The sequence below is a fragment of the Microcoleus sp. Pol7_A1 genome, assembly GCF_036701085.1.
Taxonomy (GTDB): domain Bacteria; phylum Cyanobacteriota; class Cyanobacteriia; order Cyanobacteriales; family Microcoleaceae; genus Microcoleus; species Microcoleus asticus.
On sequence record NZ_JAUBQD010000009.1, the window covers coordinates 46,708 to 68,901 of the forward strand.

General features: G+C 45.6%; 20 protein-coding genes. 10 read left to right on the plus strand and 10 right to left on the minus strand.

Features of this window, described 5'->3' with window-relative positions; translation table 11 throughout:
* Nucleotides 1-32: 32 nt before the first annotated feature.
* From QUA20_RS07925 to dnaK, 7 genes are all read right to left on the minus strand, one after another.
* A complete protein-coding gene (locus tag QUA20_RS07925; RefSeq protein WP_333187351.1) occupies nt 33-278 on the minus strand; it encodes an HNH endonuclease in 246 nt (81 codons plus the stop codon).
* A 50-nt stretch (nt 279-328) separates the two neighbouring features.
* Nucleotides 329-796 (minus strand): KGK domain-containing protein, encoded by a 468-nt coding sequence (locus QUA20_RS07930; RefSeq protein ID WP_333187353.1) that lies wholly within the window; start codon nt 794-796, stop codon nt 329-331.
* A gap of 47 nt (nt 797-843) precedes the next feature.
* Nucleotides 844-1,032: a hypothetical protein gene (locus QUA20_RS07935; RefSeq protein WP_333187355.1), complete on the minus strand. Its 189-nt coding sequence runs from the start codon at nt 1,030-1,032 to the stop codon at nt 844-846.
* Between the two features lie 85 nt (nt 1,033-1,117).
* On the minus strand, nt 1,118-3,553 hold the full coding sequence (locus QUA20_RS07940; RefSeq protein WP_333187357.1) for a dynamin-like GTPase family protein: 2,436 nt from the start codon (nt 3,551-3,553) through the stop codon (nt 1,118-1,120).
* A 384-nt stretch (nt 3,554-3,937) separates the two neighbouring features.
* Nucleotides 3,938-5,125, minus strand: a complete 1,188-nt coding sequence (locus QUA20_RS07945; protein WP_333187359.1) for a J domain-containing protein — start codon at nt 5,123-5,125, stop codon at nt 3,938-3,940.
* A gap of 265 nt (nt 5,126-5,390) precedes the next feature.
* The gene (locus tag QUA20_RS07950; RefSeq protein ID WP_172186580.1) at nt 5,391-5,741 is read right to left on the minus strand and encodes a four helix bundle protein; all 351 of its coding nucleotides are present in this window, start codon (nt 5,739-5,741) and stop codon (nt 5,391-5,393) included.
* A 182-nt stretch (nt 5,742-5,923) separates the two neighbouring features.
* Nucleotides 5,924-8,032 (minus strand): molecular chaperone DnaK, encoded by a 2,109-nt coding sequence (dnaK, locus tag QUA20_RS07955; protein ID WP_333187363.1) that lies wholly within the window; start codon nt 8,030-8,032, stop codon nt 5,924-5,926.
* A gap of 55 nt (nt 8,033-8,087) precedes the next feature.
* Between dnaK and QUA20_RS07960 the strand changes: the two genes are divergently transcribed.
* From QUA20_RS07960 to QUA20_RS07995, 8 genes are all read left to right on the plus strand, one after another.
* Nucleotides 8,088-8,246 carry a hypothetical protein gene (locus QUA20_RS07960; RefSeq protein ID WP_333187365.1) on the plus strand — a complete coding sequence of 53 codons (159 nt, stop codon included), beginning with the start codon at nt 8,088-8,090 and terminating at the stop codon, nt 8,244-8,246.
* Nucleotides 8,247-8,337: 91 nt separating this feature from the next.
* A complete protein-coding gene (locus QUA20_RS07965; RefSeq protein ID WP_333187368.1) occupies nt 8,338-9,588 on the plus strand; it encodes an FAD-dependent oxidoreductase in 1,251 nt (416 codons plus the stop codon).
* Nucleotides 9,589-9,767: 179 nt separating this feature from the next.
* A complete protein-coding gene (locus QUA20_RS07970; RefSeq protein ID WP_333187370.1) occupies nt 9,768-10,022 on the plus strand; it encodes a hypothetical protein in 255 nt (84 codons plus the stop codon).
* Entirely contained in the window at nt 10,019-10,429 is a 411-nt protein-coding gene (gene vapC, locus QUA20_RS07975) for a type II toxin-antitoxin system tRNA(fMet)-specific endonuclease VapC (protein WP_333187373.1), read from the plus strand. The genes QUA20_RS07970 and vapC overlap by 4 nt, the downstream gene beginning before the upstream one ends.
* Before the next feature lie 75 nt (nt 10,430-10,504).
* Nucleotides 10,505-11,275 carry a Uma2 family endonuclease gene (locus tag QUA20_RS07980; protein ID WP_333187376.1) on the plus strand — a complete coding sequence of 257 codons (771 nt, stop codon included), beginning with the start codon at nt 10,505-10,507 and terminating at the stop codon, nt 11,273-11,275.
* 123 nt (nt 11,276-11,398) lie between these two features.
* Nucleotides 11,399-12,487, plus strand: coding sequence for an SPFH domain-containing protein (locus QUA20_RS07985; protein ID WP_333187379.1), 1,089 nt, complete (start codon nt 11,399-11,401; stop codon nt 12,485-12,487).
* An 86-nt stretch (nt 12,488-12,573) separates the two neighbouring features.
* Complete coding sequence (locus QUA20_RS07990) at nt 12,574-13,836, plus strand: hypothetical protein (RefSeq protein ID WP_333187381.1); 1,263 nt, start codon at nt 12,574-12,576, stop codon at nt 13,834-13,836.
* Between the two features lie 472 nt (nt 13,837-14,308).
* Nucleotides 14,309-14,938: a TraX family protein gene (locus QUA20_RS07995; RefSeq protein ID WP_333187383.1), complete on the plus strand. Its 630-nt coding sequence runs from the start codon at nt 14,309-14,311 to the stop codon at nt 14,936-14,938.
* Between the two features lie 100 nt (nt 14,939-15,038).
* Here QUA20_RS07995 and QUA20_RS08000 read toward each other — a convergent pair whose 3' ends face one another.
* Nucleotides 15,039-15,761 carry a restriction endonuclease subunit R gene (locus tag QUA20_RS08000; protein WP_333187385.1) on the minus strand — a complete coding sequence of 241 codons (723 nt, stop codon included), beginning with the start codon at nt 15,759-15,761 and terminating at the stop codon, nt 15,039-15,041.
* A 244-nt stretch (nt 15,762-16,005) separates the two neighbouring features.
* Between QUA20_RS08000 and pds the strand changes: the two genes are divergently transcribed.
* Nucleotides 16,006-17,379, plus strand: coding sequence for a 15-cis-phytoene desaturase (gene pds / locus QUA20_RS08005; protein WP_333187388.1), 1,374 nt, complete (start codon nt 16,006-16,008; stop codon nt 17,377-17,379).
* Nucleotides 17,380-17,471: 92 nt separating this feature from the next.
* Nucleotides 17,472-18,401: a 15-cis-phytoene synthase CrtB gene (crtB, locus tag QUA20_RS08010; protein WP_333187391.1), complete on the plus strand. Its 930-nt coding sequence runs from the start codon at nt 17,472-17,474 to the stop codon at nt 18,399-18,401.
* Nucleotides 18,402-18,555: 154 nt separating this feature from the next.
* Here the strand turns inward: crtB and QUA20_RS08015 are convergent, their stop codons facing one another.
* A complete protein-coding gene (locus QUA20_RS08015) occupies nt 18,556-19,053 on the minus strand; it encodes a hypothetical protein (RefSeq protein WP_333187393.1) in 498 nt (165 codons plus the stop codon).
* A 169-nt stretch (nt 19,054-19,222) separates the two neighbouring features.
* Nucleotides 19,223-21,946 (minus strand): valine--tRNA ligase, encoded by a 2,724-nt coding sequence (locus tag QUA20_RS08020; RefSeq protein ID WP_333187395.1) that lies wholly within the window; start codon nt 21,944-21,946, stop codon nt 19,223-19,225.
* Nucleotides 21,947-22,194 lie beyond the last annotated feature (248 nt).

Below are 22,194 nucleotides of genomic sequence, written 5' to 3' on the forward strand. Positions count from 1 at the left end.
AGCGCGCATTAACGCGGATGGTATGGAGGATATTACAGGTCAAAGTGACGGCGGAAGCGGGGGTCTAGTTTGTCGGTTTTCTTTTGGTTGCAGATGCCGCAGAGGGTTTGCAAGTTGCTGATGTCGTTGCTGCCGCCGCGCGCTAGGGGGATGATATGATCGATCGTCAGTTGGGTTTCTAGTTTGGTTTGGCCGCAGCTTTGGCACTGGTATTTATTGCGATCGAATACGTATTTTCTGACTTCTGGGGGAATGGGAATTCTGGGCGTTTTAGACATGATGATTTTTAACCGCAGATGAACGCGAATAAACGCGGATGTTTGATGGACTAGCTGGGTGAGTTTTCTTGATTGAGAAGTTGGCGACGCAAATCGTCAAGGGGAGATTCTGGTTTGCTAGTTTCTGATTCGTTGTTTTCTGGTGTTTCTTCAACGTCTGGTTCGTCTGGGCAAAATTCTATAGTGACATTGAGTTTGAGCTTAATCTTTCCTTTCTTCCAGCCATTAGCACCCACTCTGAGAATTTCACAATCTATACCTTCACCAAACCATTTCTCATATAAATAACGTGTTTGGTCAGTAGTTAAACCGACATCAATATTTAGATTCTGTTGGCTTAACGAACGATTAAGTGTCTCTCCTAACCCATTTTCAGGCAAAACTTTATTTACTGTTTTCTTGAGTGTTTCTATTTTAAGCATTGCGTTACCAAAAGATAAAGCATCATCATTACCGCAGTTGTGAAAATCAAATTTATCTTCCATATTGATATCTAACCTAATAGGTTTTTTAGCCATGAGTTTTAACCACATATGAACGCGAATGAACGAGAATTTTGGAGGGTTCAGTCTGCAAATAGTGCGTCATAAATGTCATTTTTCGCACTCAGCCAATCTTGATAAGCTTGGGATACAAGCATCGGCTGAATAGGTTCTTTTCCACTTTTCAAGAAGAGGGCTAGGTTCAGAAGTGTTGCTAACTTATCCTCTGGAAATTGCTCGATTATTGTTAGAAGTTTTTGGCGAATGTTCATAGGATTAAAGTCGCTCTTTGTTGGCTATTATAGCACAATAAACACCATAAAGAAACCAGGTGAATATAATTCACCCGGATTTCAATCATTCACCATCCACCGAAACGCTATCATTTTGTCCAATTACAGGCAACAAATGCTCGTGCAACTTCATCGCCTGCAAACAACTATTAATCCCCGAAACTGCCCGATCGTACTCTTGAATCTTTTGCTCATTCTCAGCTTGCCGCCGCAGATTCCCAGCAATCTTTTCCTCCGCCTCCTGTGCCAAAGTTTGCTCCAAATAATCGCGGGCTTGACTGTATTTCTGCAAAATGTCATCAGCTTGCTTTTGGGCCAGCGGCAACAAATGCTCTTTCAGGGTTTGGTTGACAGTTTGGCGAAAAGTTTGCCGAATAGTTCTAGATACTTTCGGCTCGAAATCTAGCCTTAATAATTGCCGAATTGCAGGTTGGGCGTCCACCATGTTTTCGCAGTCAAAACCTTGAGAAGTTTGCTGCAATGTTTCCCGGAATTGATAAATTGAAAATGTGCCTTCGTCGTAAAAACGGGGACTTTCTCGCACGTAGCGATCGCACTCAACGCCCGCCGCATTTACCAAAGCATCAGAAACCCGCTTGGATAACTCCTCTAACTGCTGTTCAATTCCCCCGTCGTTCCCCAACAACCGATAGAGTAATCGATAGTATTCCGACTTGCGAACGCTGTCTTTCAAATACTGGAAATAATTATCAACCAGTGACTTAGTAGCCTCTACTAAAATATCTTCCAACTGATTCGCTAAATAATAAAGTGCTTCAACTAAAACAGCAATTAAAGGTGCTGTGGCATTGCGGGGATGATTCCGCAAAGTGCGTCCGTAAGCCGCCTCAACAGAAAATCCGTCTAACAATTCATCCAAGCGCCGGATCATCCGAGATTGCAGTTGCCGAAAGTCTATATCGAAAATATCGCATCTGTTCATAATCATTTCATTGACTTCTTCGGCGATATGTTCCCGAAAATCCTGTCCGACTTGCTGCAATTCTTGATTTAGCCGCAAAAGTTCTTGTGCTTTCATCGCTTCAATTTCGCGGGGCTGGCTGTCCAAATTCCGCTGAATTGTTTGGTAATGTTTCCGCAGTTGAATGCACAAGTCTTCTAAGTCGTCAGCTAAATTTTTGAACAGTTGCGGGCGTTTTTCTTCTGTGAGGTAGCGGGTGATGGCTGTGCGAAAATCTTCGATCCCGCTATCTTGAATTAATTGACCAATTAATGGTTGTCCTTGCTCTGCAAGAATCCGCACGTAGTTTTCATTGGGTGTTTCGTAGCTGTTAACTGAAATCCGAAATCTGCTCGGAGATAGCTTGCCGGAATTCGCACAGTAGCGATTAAATTCACTAACAAATTGCGGAGTTTCTTCACTATTACCGAGCAATTCTGAATCTAATTTATCATCTCCAGAAACTCGCCCTTGACTGTTGGCAAAGATTGTATTTAAACCAAAGCGATCGCGCCCTGTTGTCCCTCGAATCAAACTCCCGTAAAAGCCCAACAATCCGCTAGTTTTGTAAACTCTGGCAGTATCGCGAAAGTCGGAATTAATCAGATTTTCTAAGCGCTGTCGCAGTTGTGTGTTGTACCAAGTATCGTCGATGCGGTTAAAAATGTAAAAAAGCCGATCGCGAATTCCCGGATTTCCCCGTGTTTTTTCCATCAACTCGGTTTCTTCCGTCGTCATTTCCCCAGACGAAGCCGCTTTCAAAACACAGACAACTGCCGAAGTATCGGGGCTTTCAATCTTATCATAAGTCAATTCTGCATCCCGCTGCACCGGCGCATCAATTCCCGGCGTATCGATAATAATATTGCCATCTTCCAGCAGCGGATGATAACAGTAATATTCTACTCGCTTGAGTACAGCACTGTTGCTACCGCGACGGGCATAACTAGCAGCTTCTTTGAGATTGGAAAAGTTAAACTGTTCCATCGAGTAGGTAGCGTTTTCTACACTTTGGATGCGATCGCGATTTGCCTTAAAACCTTCTAACAGCAGCATCAAAGCCTTAGCTTGTTTGGCTATCTCCGATTTATTCTCGCCGCCTTCCGTCTCAATAATTATGTTACATCCCTGAGACAACAGGGACACTACATCTGTTTGATTAATATTAAGTTCAGTAGGTAAACCTAGCTGATCGCAAAGCACAGAAGCTTGCTGGCTAATTTCAAATTCGCTCAAAAAAGTGAGAACAACGCGTTCTTTTTCCGGCTCAGCAAAGGCGATATAACATTCAGTACCTGTCGCGTGTCCTTCTGCACTGTAGAGCAATTCTCGCTCCAGCAAAGCATTAATCAGCATCGATTTTCCGGCACTGAAAGCACCCGCAAATACAATCTCAAATTGGGGAGAAATTGCCTTTTTCAGAGAAGCTTGTACCGCCGTGATATCTTGTTGTCGCAAAGACGATTCCTGACGCAGCAGTTGCAGTAAAGATTCAACTTGCTCTTGCAGATTGTTGCATTGAGGGGGCATTTGAGTCATCGCGGCAGACTGCTCCAGATTGTGGGAAAATTACCTTATTGTTAATTCTCTGCTAGTTCAGGAATAATCACAACAGTAATTTTACTTATGCGATCCAGGATTGCTGAAAGTGTGATCGGCTATTCTGGGGACAAATCATATCGTTTACGGTTGTTTCGGAATGATTAAACCGCAGAGGCCGCAGAGGGCGCTGAGGAAGAGAAGAGAGAGATGAATAATTGCTATACCCACGGATTTGATATCATCTATTTACAGCCAAGTGGCTAAATCTGATATGTCAGTAAAATTTAGCTAAGCATCTCCTAATTTTTCGCACAAAATTAGTAGTAAAGTGCGCCTTATTGCGCCCCTAAAAAATTCAACCTCCCCATTGCGTACCCTACATTAAACCGATAAATCCTGACGCGGTTTAAAAGACTCAACCTGCCGCAACTTTTCGTATAATTCCCGTTCCTCCTCACTAATTTCTTTGGGAATTAACACTTGAATTTCTACCAATTGATCGCCCCGATCGCCATTTCCCGTCGGATAACCCTTGTTAGCCAGCCGCAACCGCTTTCCAGACGTTACTCCAGGCGGCAATTTCATCTTTACCAGGCCGTCCAGCGTCGGCACTTCAATATCTCCCCCCAACACCGCTTCGCTGGGAGTCAGCGGCAATTCGCAGCAAATATCCGAGATTTCCAATCGAAAAAATGGATGGGGAGAAACTGTGATTTTCAAATATAAATCCCCGCCGCCCATACCTTGATTTCGCAAGCGAATCCGCTGGCCCGATACCATCGCCGGAGGCATATTTACCTCGATCGATCGCCCATCTTCCAGACGAATTCGCTCAGTACCGCCCGAATAAGCCCTTTCCAAAGGCAGAGTCAGCCTGGCCTCAATGTCTCTTCTGGGTTCGCGATCGACTGTTTCCCTTCTGGTGTCGCGATCGACTGCTTCCCGTCGCATTTCGCGATCGTCCACATCCCTTCTGGTGTCGCGATCGACCATATCCCTTCTGGTGTCGCGATCGAATGTTTCCCTTCTGGTGTCGCGATCGACTATATCCCTTCTGGTGTCGCGATCGTCCACATCCCTTCTATCTTCCCTAGAATTAGCTACATAACTCGTTTTCTTAGAAGCCGTACTCCACGGTTCATAAGAAGCTGATCGCGGTGCATCATTCGCGGTCGCCATCCTCACTTCCCGGCGCCTTCCGAGCACTTGATCCAAAAATTTATTAAAATCAGAGTAATCGCTAAAATCGACATCTTCGGCCGGTTTTTTGCGGGTAGCTTTACCGTTTCCCCAAGTTTTGAAATTGGGAAGTCGCACCCCTTGCTTGCCTTGAAATCCCTTTTGTTTCCAGAATTTACTAAACTGATCGTATTGAGCTCGCTTGTCAATATCGGAAAGAATATCGTAAGCTTCATTAATATCCTTAAACCTATCTTCAGCAGATTTATCCCCCGGATTTACGTCAGGGTGCAACTGTCTGGCCAGCCGTCGATAGGCTTTCTTAATCTCATCAGCCGTGGCATCTTTGGGCACTCCCAAAATTAGATAGTAATTGCGAAAATTCTGCATAGTTAGAGAAGGAAGAAGGATGAGGGATGAAGGATGAGGGATGAAGGATGAAGGAAGAAGGAAGAAGGAAGAAGGAAGAAGGAAGAAGGAAGAAGGATGAGGGAAGAAGGATGAGGGATTAGGGATGAAGGAAGAAGGAAGAAGGAAGAAGGAAGAAGGATGAGGGATTAGGGAAGAAGGAAGAAGGAAGAAGGATGAGGGATTAGGGAAGAAGGAAGAAGGAAGAAGGATGAGGGATGAAGGATGAGGGATGAGGGATGAGGTTTTATCCTTGTAGTTTGTTGATTGTACTGACAATTAATCGCGTGAGTTCATCTGCTTCTTTTATAACTGGTGAGATTTTTTCTGGTGCTGCTAACCCTACTCTTTCAGAAATCACTAGATGAGTATCCAGTTCTCTGAGCGAACCTAGAGCTATTCGCAAATATCGAATATACTCTTGTCTAGTAACACGCCCATATCCCTCCGCAATGTTAGCTGGTACTGATACAGATGCACGGCGAATTTGACTGGTAATACCATAAATTTCAGACGAATGAAAAGATTTAGTTAATTCGTAGCAAAGTTGACAAAGATAAATACCCCGCTGCCAGATGTATTGTTCTCTATGGGTCATACAACATAATTTTCTCCTTACTTATCATAGTAATCTTTATCTAATTCAAAGAAGTCTAGTGTAGGAGAGGAGAAAGAAAGGATCCCAGAAGAATTAGGAAAAGAGCAGTCACAAATTCTCTGCTGAAAATCCGCTATTTTCCTTCTTCCTTCTTCCCTCTTCCTTCTTCCTTCTTCCTTCAATTACAGCCAATCGTCGTCATCATCCCAATCGTCACTTTGATTTTGATAAGGGCGACTTGGGCGATTAGCACTGCTTCTACGATCGCCCATACGATCGCCCATGCGATCGCCCGTGCGATCGCCCATACGATCGCCCATACGATCGTTCATACGATCGGGAATTGGATCGACAGTCGATCGGCGATACGGTTTAGCATTGGTATAATAGCTGTTGTCATCGCTGCGCCGCTTGGTACCGTCGCCAGTAAAAGTCCGCTTCACAGACTCAAAGAAATCATCATCATCGTCATCATCAGCAAAAGCTGAAACTTCCCGGCTCAAATCGTAAAGAGCATCTTGCAAATCCGAACCAACTTGGTCAACTCCTCGCTCATCATTGCGTTCCAAACTGTCTCGCAATTCCCGAATTAAAGTTTCAATGCGCTGGCGACTTCTTTGAGCAAACTGCATTCCGCGATCGAGGGCTACCTCTCGCAACTGCCGCTCCGCTTGATAAGCTAAAGCTTCAGAGCGATTGCGTTTTTCTACCTTTTCCCGCTGCAACTTATCAGCTTGAGCAAACTGTTCCGCATCGCGAATCATTTGATTCACTTCCTGCTGAGTCAGCGTCGAAGCACCTTGCACAGTAATGCTTTGTTCCCTGCCGGTAGTTTTGTCCAAAGCAGTCACCAACAGCATCCCGTTAGCATCAATATCAAAAGCTACTTGCACCTGCGGAATCCCTCGCGGTGCCGGCGGAATTCCAGTTAGTTTAAACCGTCCCAAAGACTTATTATCCCGGCCTAATTCCCGTTCCCCTTGGATTACGTGAATTTCTACCACAGTTTGGTTGTTTTCAGCAGTCGAAAAAATGTCCGATCGCCTGACGGGAATAGTAGTATTCCGAGGAATCAGTTTTTTCATCACCCCGCCGATAGTTTCCAAACCCAGCGACAGCGGTGTCACGTCCAACAGCAGCACATCGCGGACATCGCCACCCAAAATCCCCGCTTGAATTGCCGCACCCACCGCCACAACTTCATCCGGGTTGACATTTTGATTCGGTTCTCGATCGATCAAACTGCGAACAACTTCCTGAACCAAAGGAATGCGAGTCGAACCGCCGACTAGCACAACTTCATCAATGCGAGAAGGACTCAAATTTGCATCGGCCAAAGCTTGTTTCACCGGCCGCCGCAACCGCTGCACCAAATCTGTGCACAGCCCCTCAAATTGACCGCGAGTTAGTCGCGTTTCCAAATGCAAAGGTCCATCTTCATTCGCATCGATAAACGGCAAATTAATCTCCGTGACACCGACTCCCGACAGCTCAATCTTGGCTTTTTCTGCTGCTTCGATCAATCGCTGCAAAGCTTGGCGGTTGCGTCGCAAATCGATTCCTTCTTTTTCTAAGAATTGATCTGCCAACCAATCAACAATTTTCGAGTCAAAATCATTGCCGCCCAATTGAGTATCGCCGCTAGTTGCTTTGACTTCAAATACTCCGTCTCCCACGTCTAAAATCGACACATCAAAAGTACCGCCGCCCAAATCAAACACTAAAATAGTTTGACTTTCTCGCCTGTCCAAACCGTAAGCCAAAGAAGCCGCCGTCGGCTCATTTAAAATCCGCTTGACTTCAAGTCCGGCAATTCGTCCCGCATCCCGAGTCGCCTGTCGCTGCGAGTCGTTGAAATAAGCCGGAACAGTAATTACAGCCCCCGTCACCTCTTGCCCCAGATAGCGGCTGGCTTCATCGGCCAGTTTCCGCAACACCATCGCCGAAATTTCCTCTGGGGCAAAATCTTTTTTCAGGCGGGGACACTTGACTTTGATGTTCCCGTTTTCGTCGCGGCGAGTTGTGTAAGGGACGCGCTTCGATTCAGGAGTCAGTTCGGTATATTTGCGTCCGATGTACCGCTTGACGGCGTAAAACGTGTTTTGCGGGTTGAGAACAGTTTGGCGTCTGGCCATCTGTCCGACAAGGCGTTCTCCTTCCTTGGTGAAAGCAACCACCGAGGGAGTTGTGCGCATCCCTTCTGCGTTGGCAATCACAACCGGTTTGCCGCCTTCCATGACGGCTACTACTGAGTTTGTCGTTCCGAGGTCAATGCCAACTACTTTTCCCATACGTCCATTGTCTCCTGTGGCGTTGTGTGTAGCTTTTTCAATATCAGCGTTAAGTATGATTGCATTTATTGTACCGCGTCGAGAAGCGGGGGCTGCGGGGGGATTGCCTCACCTGCGGCTGAGCCTGGGGTGCGATCGCTCCGCTGGTGGATTGGCGATCGCCTTTAGGAGTAGGATTGTCAACTTGGGAAAGCCGTGTATGTGCATCTTTTGATTGCGAAAAAAATTGAGAATTGATTAACTACTGCGTTTTGCTAAACTAAAAGCAGCTAGCAGGATTGTTGAGAAAACAGGAACATAAAAATATGACTGTCAACTCTGTTCAGAATTCAGAATCCTCTCAAGAACACTCGATCGTTGACGTGCAGCAGACAAGCTGCTGCATAGTCGGAGGTGGACCTGCGGGTGCTGTTTTAGCATTACTTTTAGCGCGGCAAAACATTCCAGTCATGCTGCTAGAAGTACACAAAGATTTTGACCGAGAATTTCGCGGCGATACGCTGCATCCGTCAGTAATGGAAATTATGGATCAATTGGGTTTAGCAGAAAAATTGCTGGAATTGCCCCATACAAAAATGCGCCAACTCACCATCCAAGCTGCTGGAAATACCGCCACACTCGTAGATTTGTCCTGTCTCAAAACCAAGTATCCTTACATCACTATCCTTCCCCAAGTCAAGTTTCTCGAATTCATCATTGCCGAAGCGCAGCGCTACCCCTATTTTCAGCTAGTAATGGGAGCTAATGCACAAGAAACGATTGTAGAAAATGGCGTTGTGTGCGGAATTCGATACCGGGGACGCGGGGGATGGCATGAAGTGCGATCGACCCTCACTGTCGGTGCAGACGGTCGCTTTTCCCGCCTTCGCCAATTAGCAGGTTTTGAACCGATTAAAACTTCCTCGCCGATGGATGTCCTTTGGTTTCGTTTGCCGCGCAGTGCCGATGATGTCAAAGATTCCGGCGTGGGAGGTCGAGCTGTTGGAGGTCATTTATTAGTCACGATCGACCGCTTGGATTATTGGCAACTCGGTTACATTATTCTGAAAGGCAGCTATCAGAAATTGCGCGAATCAGGAATAGAAGCTTTGCAAAAATCTGTTGCTGAATTAGCACCAGAATTTGCAGATAGGGTAGAGCAACTAAAAGATTGGTCGCAAATTTCTTTTCTGTCCGTTGAATCGAGTCGCCTTCCCCGCTGGTATCGTCCCGGTTTGCTCTTAATTGGGGATGCCGCTCACGTCATGTCGCCCGTAGGCGGTGTGGGAATTAACTATGCTATTCAAGATGCTGTCGTCGCGGCCAATGTACTCAGCAACCCCCTGAAAAACCATCACTTGCATCTGTGGGATTTGGCAGAAGTGCAGCGACAGCGGGAGTTGCCCACGCGGGTAATTCAAGCATTTCAGTCCTTGATACAGAAGCAAATTATTAAAGGGGCATTAAATAGCGATCGACCGTTTACACCGCCAGCTTTGTTGCAGTTACCAATTTTGCGAAATATTCCAGCGCGATTAATTGGTTTTGGATTAACTCGGGTTCGGGTGCGAAATTAATGAGATACACCAATCCTAAATATAGAGGTAGAATGACGCACGGGTGGTCAGAACCGGGTTTTTTGACGAAAATCTTTCGCACTCACCCACATATTGGGTAAAAAACCCGGTTTCTTTGGCATAGATGAGTAATTCCTGACAATATTGAATTTCAGTACAAACTTAATGAGGCCAGAGTTATGCAAAGTATTAAAATACGATCGCGCGTCGGTGGGGACGGGATGTTGCATTTGCAAGTCCCGGTTGGGATTAAAGATACAGATTTGGAAGTTATTGTAGTTTTCCAGCGCATATCACCTGCAACTGAAGCTAAAACACCGGAAGATTTAGGCTGGTCTCCCGGTTTTTTTGAGACAGTAATAGGAAGTTGGGAAGGAGAACCGCTTGTTCGTCCCGATCAGTTGGAATATGAAATGCGGGAAGAATTGCTGTGATTTATCTTTTAGACACTAATAGTTGTATCCGTTTGTTAAACGAAGACCGCAACTCAGCCGTATCTCGCCGACTAGCAATGATGCGATCGGTTGATGTAACATTATGCTCTGTCGTTAAAGCAGAACTTTACTGGGGTGCTTTTAGAAGTTCGCGTGAAGATAGCAATCTAGCTAGACTAGAACGTTTTTTCAGTGAGTTTGTAAGCTTGCCTTTTGATGACCAGTCTGCCGTAATTTACGGTCAAATTCGCGCTCAACTAGCTGCATCTGGGACACCTATCGGTCCTAATGACCTCTTGATTGCCTCTATTGCTCTTGCCAACAACCTAATTCTTGTAACTCACAATACCCGCGAGTTCAGCCGCGTTGAGGGTTTGCGTCTGGAGGATTGGGAGATAGAGGGCTGAGTTAGATGGATCGAGTTTGCATCTACTCAAAATCAAAACTTCTTTCAAAACAATGCTTGCGACCCAAATAACATTATGAAATTTACCCTAGATGTAGAAAACAACCCTACAGGCTGGCCAGACCACACTCAGCTACCAGAATCCGACGGTACTTTTGTTGAAAATTTTCAAAAACATCCCCAAAGTATTCTGTTAACCGATTCAATTACTCCCGTCTTCCAAAGCATTCATCCAGATGGTAACTATTGTATCGGTCAAGATAGCGGGATTTATTGGCGATTAACTGAGCCGCTAGAACGGGGTGCAGAAGCGCCTGACTGGTTTTATGTGCCTAATGTTCCGCCAACTATTGACGGTCAATTGCGCCGTTATTATGTGATGTGGCAAGAATTTGTAGCACCGTTAATTGTGTTAGAATTTGTATCGGGCAATGGTGCAGAAGAACGGGACAGAACGCCTTTGTTGCGTTCCGATCAACAGGAAACTAAGCCGGGTAAATTCTGGATTTATGAAAATGTCATCCGTCCGGCATTTTACGGGATTTATGAAGTAACTAAGGCTAGCGTTGAAGTCTATCACCTGATCGAAGATAGGTATCAATTAGTTGCTGCAAACGATCGCGGTCATTATCCCATTGAACCGTTAGGAGTGGAATTGGGAATTTGGCAAGGAAGGTATCAAAATGTTGAGTTATCTTGGCTGCCCTGGTGGGATAGTGAAGGGAATCTGTTGTTATCGGGAGCAGAAAGAGCCGATCGCGAACAAGAAAGAGCTCAACAAGCAGAAGACCAATTAGAGCAATTGCGCGCTCAGTTGCGCTCGGCTGGAATTGAACCGGAATTGTGAATTGTCTGCAAGTGCGATCGCCCCCATCTGAGCGCGATCGCACGTAAAAACTTAACAATGGCGATCGGGAACATCGATCGCTCCTATTGAAGCTAAAATCAAACAACAACTCAACATAAATCTATGGGACTCTTTGACAAGATTCGCGGCGAATTTGTCGATATCATCGAATGGTTGGACAATACCAGCGATACCATTGTCTATCGATTCGAGCGCCACCAAAACGAAATTAAACAAGGTGCTAAACTAACTGTACGACCCGGACAAATAGCAGTCTTTGTCAGCGAAGGCCAAGTTGCCGATGTCTTCGATCCGGGAATGTACGAACTGTACACACGCAACTTACCCGTTCTCAGCACCTTAAAAGGTTGGCCCTACGGTTTCAACTCTCCCTTTAAAGCAGAAGTCTACTTTTTTAACACCAAAATATTTACCAACCTGAGATGGGGAACCTCTAACCCTGTAATTATCCGCGATCCAGAACTCGGTCCAGTGCGAATGCGGGCTTTTGGCACATACAACATTAAAGTTTCTCATCCAGAACAACTCTTAAAACAACTAATCAGCACTGACGGACTATTTCAAGTAGATGAAATCAGCGATCAACTCCGCAATACAATAGTCAGTGCCTTTGCCAATTGGGTTGGCAATTCCCGCGTTCCCCTGCTAGACTTTGCAGCCAACTACACCCACATGGGCGAACAGGTACGAGTTGCCATAGAGCAAAGTATCCAGCAGTTTGGGTTAGAGTTAACTCAGCTATTAATTGAAAATATCTCGATGCCGCCTGAAGTTGAAGCAGCACTCGACAAACGAGCCTCAATCGGACTTCTGGGAAATATGCAGCAATATACCCAATATCAAGCTGCTAACGCCATAGAAGCATCAGCAAATAACCCTAGCGGCGGCAATCAAGCATTAGAATTGGGCATGGGAATGGCACTAGGTCAGCAAATGACAAATATGATGCAGTCACCAGCATCGCAAACACCGCCGCCACCTCCCCCGCCAACACAAACTCAGTGGTATATTGCCCAGAACGGTCAACAATCAGGCCCTTTTGAATTGCATCAACTTCTGCAAAATGGTTTGACACATCAGGTAATGGTGTGGCGTGCGGGTTTTGACGGCTGGAAGTTAGCATCGCAAGTGCCGGAATTAGCATCTTTGTTGGCGACAGTACCGCCGCCTCCCCCGCCAGCGGCAGCCTAAAATTTTGCATATTTAGTTAATTGGTAATTGGTAATTGGGATGCTTTCCCGATTACCAATTACCAATTACATCACCAATAAACTATTATGAATACTTCGGAACCTGCTGTTAAGCGTTTTCCCTGTCCTAGCTGCGGGGCTTATTTAGAGTTCAACCCCCAAACAGGAAAGCTCAAGTGTGCTTACTGCGGCTGGGAAGATGCAATTCCCCAAACTGCTGAAGAGGTAAAGGAGAACTCTTACGAACAATATCTCCAAGTCGACGAAACAACGCTGACAACTTTATCAACAACCGCCCTTGAAGTAAAATGCAATGATTGCGGAGCAAGTGTTACTTTTGAACCGCCGAAAGTAGCGGGCCAATGCCCATTTTGTGCTTCTCCAATTGTGACGCAACCTGAAAAAGCTAGCCCGAGTGTGCATCCAGAGGGAATTGTCCCTTTTGAAGTTACTGATAAACAGGCCAGAGAAAGCATTCAGAAGTGGCTAAGCAACCGCTGGTTTGCTCCTTCTGCTTTGAAATCCCTAGCCCAACAGGAGAAAATTCAAGGGGTTTATTTGCCGTTTTGGACTTACGACACTTATACGGTTAGTTACTATCAAGGTTCTCGCGGAGAACACTACTACGTAACTGAAACTTATACGGAAACAAACTCGCAGGGGGAAACAGAAACTAAAACTCGCGAAGTGCAACATACCAGGTGGTGGTCTGCTTCTGGCAGAGTCGATCGCTCTTTTGACGATATTCTGATTCCGGCCACAACTTCAGTCGATCGCCGCCGTCTGGATGCGTTAGAACCTTGGCATCTCAAAGAGTCGCTGCGCGCTTACAATTCATCTTATTTAGCTGGGTTTGAAGCGCAGCGATCGCAAGTTTCTCTCACTCAAGGATTTGAATCTGCTAAAAATGTCATGGCCGGTACTATTCACTTTGATGTTTGCAGGAATATTGGTGGCGACGAGCAGCGGGTTCACAGCATTTCCACTGATTACAATGCTATCACTTTTAAACATATTTTGTTACCTGTGTGGTTGTGTGCCTATCGCTATCAAAACCAGCGATATCAAGTAATGGTTAATGCACGCACCGCTGAAGTTCAAGGCGAACGTCCCTACAGTGTTTGGAAGATTACTGCTGCTGTTGTTAGCGGTGTCGTGCTTGCGGGTGTTATGTACCTATTGTTTACTGGTAATTGGAGATATATCCGTGTTCCCGGTCTGCCTCAACCGAAACCCCAACCAACTTCCCTACCCGTACCGCACCAAAGTTTACCGCCAGTTCCTATTCCCTCTACCGCACCTGTACCGAGCCAAAAATTACCACCAGCGCCTGTTCCCTCTTCACTGTAGTAATTCTGGATGAAGCCGTCACCGAAGGCTGCGGAGGCATCGTCGGTGTAGTAGTCGCGATGTCGCGATCGATGTCAGTAAAATTAACTCAATTATTATTTCGTCCGAATCAATAAATTTAAGGTAAATCTACCTTAAGGAGTACACAACAGTGTTTTTACGTATCTTTTTTAATACACCTAAATTAAAGAGAACTTGTTATATTTAATTTAGGCGTTGCTTTAACGATTGATTGTGAGTAAACTCGATTTAATTCTACTGAAATTTTAATAAAAACAAATACTGTTTTCATAAAAAATAGATAAAATACGAACTATCGAAATTAAACAAAATTTCAATAACGGCACTCTATAGCATATCAGACATACTGACAAATCGAAAGTTTGTAAATAGATTGTCTCAAAAAATCACAAAAAATATTGAATTAGTACAACAAACGAACTTTTAATAACAGAATTAGAGAATTAATTGTATGAATCAAAATCAAATTAAATGGTTGGCCGCTGCTCTAATGCTAATAGACCACATCGGATTGATGCTTGAAGCAGAACCCATGCGCATCATCGGCCGCCTCAGTTTTCCGTTGTTTAGTTGGGTGTTTGCTCAAAACTGGAAACGACCGGGGGACAAAAATCCTCTAATTACTCGACTGATATTATTTGGGGTACTTTCTCAAGTACCTCATATGTTACTTTTTGGCAATTTACAGTTAAACATCATGTTTAGCTTTGCCGCAGCAGCACTAACTTTGAGCTACATCCGACGCTTCGATCGCAAAATTGCAGTTTTAAGCACAGGTCTAGTAACTGCTCAAATTTTAGGAGTGAGTTACGGCTGGTATGCAGTGGCTTGCCCGCTATTGATGATTAGGTGGAAAGGAGGAGGCGATCGCCTTTGGTGGTTCGGCTGGACTATAGCAAATATCGGATATGCAATTAGTTGCAAAAGCTGGATTCAAATTTTCGCTATATTGACACCGCTAGTTCTGGCATTCTACGATACCTCTAAAGACCAAAAACCAACGGCTCTAGAAAAAAGATTTTTCTATTATTTTTACCCACTACACCTTGGGGGGCTAGCGGCACTGCGAACAATTGTCTAAATAAGACTGGGGATTCTAATTAGTTCATTGTTGATTTTTTATTTAAACGAAGTACAACCGTGTCTCTGAGCGATCGCGCTCTTCTGGAGGCGATCGCTTTCTAAACTGTATTGCCAACATTCAACTCACCAAGGCGCTTCAAAATACTCAGCACGCTGTACAAATCGTTTCCCGGATTGAAAAGGTAAAACTTTCGAGAAAAAGCATACTGTGGTTTTTCCCGCTTAACTAATTTGACAAATAGAAAATCTGCCCCATTCATTAACAATCCGTAAGTAGGTCGATCGCCCGTCACATTCGCTAACATATAAGCCAATAACTGCGGTATGCCTACTTCCAAAGAAAACGCCGCTTGCTTGGACTCGATAACTATTACCCACAACTCTTGAAATAAAGCCAAAACATCCAACTGTCCCCTGACAATCACTCCCTCATCTTCGTCAACAATTTCTACAGATTTTTCTGAAGTAACATGAAAAGGAGCAAGATAAAAATCAGCTAAATCCAAAAACGGAGACAGCACCACCATTTTGACTGAATTTTCGAGCAGCGGCGGATGTTTGAGCAAATTCCTGTAACTTGCTTTCACTCTGTCTAATCGTTGTTTTTCATAATCACTGATTTCTGGCAAATCATCTTGCCACTCGCGAAAAAATTGGTCATCCTCAACCCACTCAATTTTGAAGTGGGTTTCCAAATCATTCAGTGCGACATTTCTAGCTTGAATTGTTTGTACCATAAATTTAACTAATTTATTGAAATTTTCCTCATAATTGATGATAGCAAAAAGTCCTATATTTCCGTTAATACTGAGGTATTGCATCTTTGGGAACAGTCCTTTGACAATCAAGCAATTTGGTCCCGGGCCCCCGGCTCGCGGCTGGGGAGCCAGAAAAAAGCTCTGCGTCATCCTCACAAGCCCCCGGATTGCGGCTGTGGGAGCAATCTCAAATCTCAAATCTCAAATCTCAAATCCCCTCACATCCACCAGCCCCAGTTCCCAAAAAATGTAACGAGTTGTAAAGTATAATTAAACCGAAGCGAACACAGAGGCCAAGTAGTATCAAATGCGAGTTGCGATCGCCGGAGCAGGCTTAGCAGGACTTTCCTGCGCAAAATATCTTACCGACGCGGGCCACACCCCCATCCTCCTAGAAAGTCGGGACGTACTCGGCGGCAAAGTCGCCGCCTGGAAAGATGCAGACGGCGACTGGTACGAAACCGGCCTTCACATCTTCTTCGGTGCATACCCAAATATGCTCCAACTCTTCAAAGAACTCGACATCGAAGACAGGCTGCAATGGAAACAGCACAGCATGATTTTCAATCAGCCAAACAACCCCGGAACTTATTCGCGGTTTGACTTTCCCGATCTTCCGGCCCCCTTCAACGGCGTCGCAGCCATCCTGGGCAACAACGATATGCTCACCTGGCCCGAAAAAATCCGCTTCGGTATAGGTTTGATTCCGGCGATGCTTCAGGGTCAAAACTATGTCGAAGAAATGGACAAATACTCGTTTTCCGACTGGCTCAAAAAGCAAAACGTCCCCCCCAGAGTCGAAAAAGAAGTATTCATCGCCATGTCCAAGGCGCTCAACTTCATCGACCCCCACGAAATATCTGCAACCATACTGCTGACAGCCCTCAACCGCTTCCTGCAAGAGAAAAACGGCTCGAAAATGGCCTTTTTAGACGGTTCCCCCACAGAGAGGTTGTGTCAGCCGATGGTAGACTACATAACTGAGCGCGGTGGCGAAGTACGGCTGAATGCACCCATCAAAGAGTTTTTGCTCAACGATGACAACACGGTGCGCGGCTTCCATATTCGGGGCGTAAAAGGGGCAGAGTCAGAAATTCTGACGGCCGATATTTACGTTTCTGCGATGCCTGTTGACCCGCTGAAGCTGATGATGCCGAAACCTTGGGGCGAAATGGATTATTTCAAACAGCTCGAAGGCTTGGAGGGAGTACCCGTCATTAATGTACACTTGTGGTTCGATCGCAAGCTAACTGAAATCGACCATTTGCTGTTCTCGCGATCGCCCCTGCTGAGCGTCTACGCCGACATGAGCAACACCTGCCGCGAATATGCCAACCCAGACAAATCAATGCTGGAACTGGTTTTAGCACCGGCCAAAGACTGGATCGGCAAATCTGACGAAGATATCGTCGCAGCCACAATGGTCGAGTTAGAAAAACTCTTTCCCGATCAAATCCCAGAACCAGCCAAACTGCTCAAATATCACGTAGTCAAAACCCCACGTTCCGTTTACAAAGCCACTCCCGGACGCCAGCAGTGCCGTCCCACACAAACAACTCCCATTAGCAATTTCTATCTAACGGGGGATTATACAATGCAGCGTTATCTTGCGAGTATGGAAGGTGCCGTGCTTTCTGGTAAGCTGACAGCGCAGGCTATTTCGACGGCCAATAACAAATGAAAAATTAAGAATTTTTCATAAAAACGTAAAAGAATCTCCCGTTTTCTAAACGGGGGAATGTCAGTTCTAATCTTTAAATTTCTTATTCTCGGATGCTGCAACTGTCAAAACTCCAGTGCATGAGAACTCTGGCTTCTGTGGATGACTCTTACGAACTGTGCCGCCAAGTCACGGCGAGTTATGCCAAAAATTTTTATTTAGGCACTCAACTCATGCCCGAAGCTAAGCGTCGGGCGATTTGGGCGATTTACGTCTGGTGCCGCCGCACCGACGAACTCGTAGACGGGCCGGGTTCTGATGCAACGACCCCTGAAACCCTCAATCTGTGGGAAAAACGCCTAGAATCTGTGTTTGCCGGCCATCCTCACGACGACTACGACGTAGCTTTGGTGGATACGCTGTCTCGTTTCCCGATCGACATTCAGCCGTTTCGGGAGATGATTGCGGGCCAGCAAATGGATTTGTACCGCAGCCGCTACGAAACTTTTGAAGAGCTCAATCTTTACTGTTATCGAGTAGCGGGTACTGTAGGGCTGATGTCGATGTCTGTCATGGGTGTAGACGAATCGAAGTCCGCTGCTAACTGGAATTGGCACTGGGGGAATAGAATTCCCAAAGAAGAAGCCATTTCCCTCGGTATTGCCAAGCAGTTGACTAATATTCTGCGCGATGTCGGAGAAGACGCCCGCCGCGGCCGCATTTACATTCCCTTAGAAGACTTAGCTTTGTTTAACTACACCGAAGAAGATTTATTCAACGGTGTCATTGACAACCGCTGGCGGGAATTGATGCGGTTTCAAATTCAGCGAGCTCGCAAATTATACGCCAGCGCCGAACCCGGAATTAAAGTGCTGAGTCCCGATATCCGCTGGACAGTTTGGGCGGCTACTATGCTGTACAGCAGAATCTTAAATGCGATCGAACGCAATCAGTACGATGTTTTTCAGAAGCGGGCTTATGTTCGCAATTCTCAGAAACTGCTGTGTCTCCCCGCCGCTTGGCTGAAGTCAAAAGTGCTTTAGCCGCAGGCAATTTTGCTGGCGATTCAGCAACGGGTAAGGGGTATTTGTCAAGTTACAAATTATATGATGTCCAGCAAATTGCATATTAGGTTTGTGGGGACGCGCTAGTGCCGTGTCCCTACGTTTGGTGTGTTAATTTAAGTCAAATTATAAATCAAATTAGTGGAGTAGCGGGCGGAATTTGCAATTGGGCGATCGAACTTTCTAACAATTGCTTTTCCTGCTGGAGTTTTGCTTCTAAATTTTGAATTTGTTCTCGGCGGGCTTCAACTTCAATCAAGCGGCGAGACAATTCTTGACTCTGCAAAGTGAGAGATTGCCTCCAATCTTCTGCTTTTTGGGCTTCTTGCTGCAAAAAATCGGGAGTAAAGCCTGTTGTTAAATATTTCTCTACTAATTGTAGTACCCAGTTTGTAGCTGCTTGAATATGCAAAACCTGGCTATTTTCGTCAACATTTGCTAATACTAAAATTCCTTCATTTAAAACATTCGTTGCAGAGTTAATTGGATTTTGAGCAAAATCTTTCTGTAATGTCAAGAAACTTTCTTCACTAAGAATAGCCCAAGTATCATCAGAATTTTGGCAAGCCAGCAATTGCAGACTTATCTCGCCTAAATTTTCCTGATTTTGTACTTGCGCTAAATATAGCATAAGGGTAATTAGTGATTGGTAATTAGGAATTAGTAATTAGTAATTGGTTATTTCTTGTAGGATTTGCGCTCTTGTACGGGCGGGTTTTACAAAAAATCTAGGTCTGAAACTAACTATCTCGTAAACCCGCCCCCGCCACAGTCAACTGTCAACAGTCACCAGTCAACTATTAAAACACCTTTAGCCGATCGCGCAAAATCTCCGCTTGTTTTTCGGCTTCCGCCAAAGCATCCCTCGCCCCCTGAACCACATCAGGAGTAGCCTTATCCACAAACTTCTGATTAGTCAAGCGCGCCGCAGTATGCTTAATTTCAGCTTCCACCTTGCTCAACTTCTTCTCTAATTTAGCACGCAAAGCCGCCAAATCCACGACCCCAGCCAGAGGAATCAATACTTGCACAGTACCGACAACCCCAGCAATTGTCTGTCCCAAATCTGCATCCAAATTAGCAGTAACTGTCAGATTCTCGACTTTTGCCAAATCCTGAATGTAAACGCCTCCATCTGAGATGATTTGGCGTTCTTTCTCGCTTTCGCTTTGCAAAATCGCCGTCACCTTCACACTGGGTTTGATATCAGCATCTGCCCGCAAATTGCGAACTGTGCGAATTGTACCGAACAACAACTCAAACTCCTGTTCTAATTCAGCATCAATTAGCGATATATCAGCTTCAGGATAAGCTTGCAAAGCCAAACATTGATCATCACCTGTTTGAGTCAGAGTGTGCCAAATCTCCTCAGTAATGTGCGGCATAAAAGGATGCAGTAGTTTCAGAATCCCTTCCAACACAAAAGCAAAAGTTTGCTGTGCCACTTTCTTAGAACTTGGTTCAGCATCCTGTTGCAAGCGAGACTTGACTAACTCAATATACCAGTCACAGAAATCGCCCCAAATAAACTCATAAAGTCCCTTCGCCGCTTCCCCCAAACCGTAATTTTCCAAACAAGTGCGACTTTCTTGCACAACTTGATTGTAGCGAGAAAGAATCCAGCGATCGCACAATTCCAAACCACCTCCCACAGAAGGACTTCCCAACTGCTGCGGAGTGTGTCCCTCCAAATTCATCATCACAAACCTGGCGGCATTCCACAACTTATTCGTGAAGTTCCGCGAAGCTTCCACTGATTTCGATTCATCAGTTTTGCGATCGTACTCCATGCGAATATTTTGACCGGCCCCAACCACTTCCTTTACCAAAGTGTAGCGCAAAGCATCAGTACCGTACTTGCCAATCAACAGCAGCGGGTCGATACCGTTATTTTTACTCTTAGACATTTTCTGACCGTTTTCATCCAACACCAAACCGTGAATGTAAACAGTATCAAAAGGCATTTTTTCAGTAAAATGTCCTGCCATCATCGTCATTCTAGCAACCCAGAAAAAGATGATATCAAAACCTGTAACCAAAGTAGTTGTGGGATAGTAAAACTCCAAATCTTTAGTTTCGTCCGGCCATCCCAAAGTTGAGAAAGGCCACAACCCGGACGAAAACCAAGTATCCAATACGTCTGGATCTCTTGCTAGTTGCACGTCATTACCAAATTTAGCCGTTGCTTTTTCCTTAGCATCAGCTTCATTTTTCGCCACCACAAACGGCGTTGTATCAGTAATTTCTCCTTGGGTTTCGCTAACAGCATACCAAGCCGGTATTTGGTGTCCCCACCACAATTGTCGGGAGATACACCAATCCTTCAGCTTCACCAACCAATCCCGATAAACCTTTGTCCATCTGTCAGGAACAAAGACTGGTGAGTTACTTTGATCTAATGCTTGTAAAGCACGTTGAGAAAGAGGCTCTATCTTCACAAACCATTGTGTAGATATCAAAGGTTCGACCGGGACTTTGCCGCGTTCGCTGTAGGGAACAGTATGCTTATAATCTTCTATTTTAACCAAAACCCCGTCATTTTCTAACCGCTGCACCACATTTTTCCGGGCAACAAATCGGTCTTGTCCCTGGAACTCTCCGGCATTTTCATTTAAAGTGCCGTCCTTATTCATAATGTTAATAAACGGCAAGTTGTGACGCTTACCCATCTCGAAGTCATTCGGATCGTGGGCGGGTGTCACCTTGACACAACCTGTTCCGAAAGTCGGATCGACAAACTCATCAGCAATGATTGGGATTTCGCGATTCACGATCGGCAAAGTCACAGTTTTACCGATAAGATGTTTGTAGCGATCGTCCTGCGGATTAACCGCCACCGCAGTATCGCCCAACATCGTTTCGGGCCGAGTCGTCGCCACCTCCAAATAACCAGAACCGTCCGTCAAAGGATAGCGGAAATGCCACAAATGACCGTCAACTTCCTGCTGGTCTACCTCCAAATCCGACACAGCAGACTGACTGGCCGGACACCAATTCACCAGGTAATTGCCGCGATAAATCAGCCCCTCATCGTACAGCCGGACAAACGCTTCTAAAACCGCAGCGGATAAGCCTTCATCCATCGTAAAGCGTTCGCGCGACCAATCGACAGACACGCCCAAACTGCGCAATTGATTAGTAATAGTATTGCCCGATTCAGCTTTCCACTCCCAGGCCCGTTCCAAGAATTTTTCTCGGCCTAAATCGTGGCGAGTTTTGCCTTCTGCTTTGAGTTGCTTTTCGAGAATAGTTTGAACTGCGATGCTAGCATGATCCGTTCCCGGCAACCACAGCGTATTGCGTCCAGTCATGCGGTGATAGCGGACGAGGACATCAATCAGCGTCTCTTCAAAAGCGTGTCCCATGTGGAGGCTGCCGGTCACGTTGGGCGGCGGAATGACGACGCAGTAAGGTTCGCCGCCGGCTTCTGGGTCAGCTTTGAAGGTTTGATTGTCTTCCCAGTATTTTTGCCACTTGGTTTCGGTGGCTTTGGGGTCGTATTGCGGGGGTAGGTTTGCGGTCATGGTGGCTTGAGAGTTTGATCTTATTTAGATTGTGCCACAGGTGAGGGAAGAGAAAAGATTGGAACCGCAGAGGGCGCAGAGGGAAGAGAGTTGGGAGGGATTGAGGATCATCCTTAGTTAGTAGCTGCTGGTTGAACGTTGTCGCCTCCCTGAACGCCTTGTCCTGTACAAGGCAATGCAAGGTTTGCCATTCTGTACGTTAGCAGAACAGCCAACCTGTTGTAGCGTTAGCGGACACAAGGCTATAA

Bases quoted from the DNA above. Each gene is read 5' to 3' on its own strand.
- QUA20_RS07925 (WP_333187351.1), bottom strand. From the start codon at position 278: ATGTCTAAAACGCCCAGAATTCCCATTCCCCCAGAAGTCAGAAAATAC.
- QUA20_RS07930 (WP_333187353.1), bottom strand. From the start codon at position 796: ATGGCTAAAAAACCTATTAGGTTAGATATCAATATGGAAGATAAATTT.
- QUA20_RS07935 (WP_333187355.1), bottom strand. From the start codon at position 1,032: ATGAACATTCGCCAAAAACTTCTAACAATAATCGAGCAATTTCCAGAG.
- QUA20_RS07940 (WP_333187357.1), bottom strand. From the start codon at position 3,553: ATGACTCAAATGCCCCCTCAATGCAACAATCTGCAAGAGCAAGTTGAA.
- QUA20_RS07945 (WP_333187359.1), bottom strand. From the start codon at position 5,125: ATGCAGAATTTTCGCAATTACTATCTAATTTTGGGAGTGCCCAAAGAT.
- QUA20_RS07950 (WP_172186580.1), bottom strand. From the start codon at position 5,741: ATGACCCATAGAGAACAATACATCTGGCAGCGGGGTATTTATCTTTGT.
- dnaK (WP_333187363.1), bottom strand. From the start codon at position 8,032: ATGGGAAAAGTAGTTGGCATTGACCTCGGAACGACAAACTCAGTAGTA.
- QUA20_RS07960 (WP_333187365.1), top strand. From the start codon at position 8,088: ATGATTGCATTTATTGTACCGCGTCGAGAAGCGGGGGCTGCGGGGGGA.
- QUA20_RS07965 (WP_333187368.1), top strand. From the start codon at position 8,338: ATGACTGTCAACTCTGTTCAGAATTCAGAATCCTCTCAAGAACACTCG.
- QUA20_RS07970 (WP_333187370.1), top strand. From the start codon at position 9,768: ATGCAAAGTATTAAAATACGATCGCGCGTCGGTGGGGACGGGATGTTG.
- QUA20_RS07980 (WP_333187376.1), top strand. From the start codon at position 10,505: ATGAAATTTACCCTAGATGTAGAAAACAACCCTACAGGCTGGCCAGAC.
- QUA20_RS07985 (WP_333187379.1), top strand. From the start codon at position 11,399: ATGGGACTCTTTGACAAGATTCGCGGCGAATTTGTCGATATCATCGAA.
- QUA20_RS07990 (WP_333187381.1), top strand. From the start codon at position 12,574: ATGAATACTTCGGAACCTGCTGTTAAGCGTTTTCCCTGTCCTAGCTGC.
- QUA20_RS07995 (WP_333187383.1), top strand. From the start codon at position 14,309: ATGAATCAAAATCAAATTAAATGGTTGGCCGCTGCTCTAATGCTAATA.
- QUA20_RS08000 (WP_333187385.1), bottom strand. From the start codon at position 15,761: ATGCAATACCTCAGTATTAACGGAAATATAGGACTTTTTGCTATCATC.
- pds (WP_333187388.1), top strand. From the start codon at position 16,006: ATGCGAGTTGCGATCGCCGGAGCAGGCTTAGCAGGACTTTCCTGCGCA.
- crtB (WP_333187391.1), top strand. From the start codon at position 17,472: ATGCTGCAACTGTCAAAACTCCAGTGCATGAGAACTCTGGCTTCTGTG.
- QUA20_RS08015 (WP_333187393.1), bottom strand. From the start codon at position 19,053: ATGCTATATTTAGCGCAAGTACAAAATCAGGAAAATTTAGGCGAGATA.
- QUA20_RS08020 (WP_333187395.1), bottom strand. From the start codon at position 21,946: ATGACCGCAAACCTACCCCCGCAATACGACCCCAAAGCCACCGAAACC.